The organism is Streptomyces sp. 8P21H-1, from assembly GCF_013302945.1.
Genome location: NZ_JABTYA010000142.1, coordinates 1 through 1732, shown reverse-complemented (window position 1 = coordinate 1732; position 1732 = coordinate 1). Strand labels below are relative to the sequence as shown.

The window sequence follows — 1732 nt, the reverse complement described above, 5'->3', positions numbered from 1 at the left end:
CTCAGGCGCCGTCCGCCAGGAGCGCCACCACCCGGCGGGCCGTGGCCTCGTCGCGTGCCGCCGTGAACGGGAGCGCGTTGCCGCCGGTGACGCGGAACGGCTCCCCCGAGAGCGTCAGGTGCGTGCCGCCCGCCTCCTCGACGAGCAGGATGCCCGCCGCGTGGTCCCAGGCGGCCTCCCAGGAGAACGCGGTGGCGTCCAGCTCGCCGCGCGCGACGGCGAGGTACTCCAGACCGGCCGAACCGCAGGCCCGCGGGGCGACGCCGTCCGTGCGCAGGCCCAGGAGCGCGCGCTTCTGGGCGTCCGTCGTGTAGTCCGGGTGGGAGGTGGCGACTTCGAGGTCGCGGCCGGGGTCGGGAGTGCCGGCCCGCAGGGGCGTGCCGTCGAGCAGGGCGCCACGGCCCCGCACGGCCACGGCGAGCTGGTCGCGGGCCGGGGCGTACGTCCAGGACGCCAGGAGGACTCCGCGCCGGGCGAGCGCGACCAGCGTGCAGAAACCGGGGTCGCCGTGGACGAACTGGCGGGTGCCGTCGACCGGGTCGACTATCCAGACCGGCGTGTCGTCCTGGATCGCCTCGTACGTCACCGGGTTGGCGTGCACCGCCTCCTCGCCGACCACGACGGAGCCGGGCAGCAGCTTGCCGAGCACCTCGGTGAGGTACTGCTCGGCCTTGCGGTCGGCGTCCGTGACCAGGTCGTGCGGGCCGCTCTTCTGGTCCACCTCGTGCGCCGCGAGCCGCCGGAAGCGCGGCATGATCTCGGTGGCGGCGGCCTTGCGGACGGCTTCCTCGACGTCGGCGGTGCGGTGCGCGAGAAACTCGTCGATGGTTTCCATGTGTTCGATCATGCCTCCATGAGAGCACGCACCACTGACAATCCCTGCCCGTAGGGTGCATCCCGGGTGGAATCGGCATGAACAACGAGGCCCCGGACACCGGCCCGGGGTCCGCCGCGGGCCGCGCCGGACGGGACCTGCGGGCCCGGGTCAGCGTCCGACCGCGTATCCCTGCATCCCGCGCGGATTCGCGGCCGCCGACAGCACTCCGGTGCGCGGGTCGCGGGCCACCGCGCACAGCCGTCCCTCGGACCAGGCGTCGCCGACCTCGACGTCGTGGCCGCGGCGCCGCAGCTCCGCGACGACCGCGGGGTCCGTGCGCGACTCGACGGTCACACTGCCGGGGCGCATGCCGCGCGGGTGGAAGGAGCCGGGGAAGCTGTCGTTGTGCCAGTTCGGGGCGTCGATCGCGCCTTGCAGGTCCAGGCCGCCGCGTACCTCCGCGCGCAGGGCGACGGCGAGGAAGAAGTGCAGCTGCCACTGGTCCTGCTGGTCACCGCCCGGCGTGCCGAACGCCAGGACCGGGACCCCGTCCCGCAGCGCGAGCGACGGGGTGAGCGTCGTGCGCGGACGGCGCCCCGGAGTCAGGGAGTTGGGCAGCCCCTCCTCCAGCCAGGCCATCTGGAGCCGGGTACCGAGCGGGAAGCCCAGCTCGGGCACGACCGGGTTGGACTGCAGCCAGCCGCCGCTGGGGGTGGCCGAGACCATGTTGCCCCAGCGGTCGACGACGTCTAGGTGGCAGGTGTCGCCCCGGGTGCCGCCGTCCGCGGAGACGTCCGGTTCGCCGGGCACGGGGGACGTCGGCGGCTTCGCCACGGTCGGCTCGCCCGCCCCCGGGGCCCCCGGCGGGACGGCGGTCCCCTCTCCGGCGGCCACCGCGCGCACGTGCCCGGCGAG

At 75.2% G+C, this 1732-nt stretch carries 2 protein-coding genes; both read right to left on the bottom strand.

Annotation, left to right across the window (positions count from 1 at the left end; all coding sequences use genetic code 11):
* Position 1: 1 nt before the first annotated feature.
* Positions 2–847, bottom strand: coding sequence for an inositol monophosphatase family protein (locus HO151_RS02510; RefSeq protein WP_173894490.1), 846 nt, complete (start codon positions 845–847; stop codon positions 2–4).
* A gap of 138 nt (positions 848–985) precedes the next feature.
* Positions 986–1732 (bottom strand): gamma-glutamyltransferase (locus HO151_RS02505; RefSeq protein ID WP_254594652.1); only part of this gene is annotated, 747 nt, incomplete at its 5' end.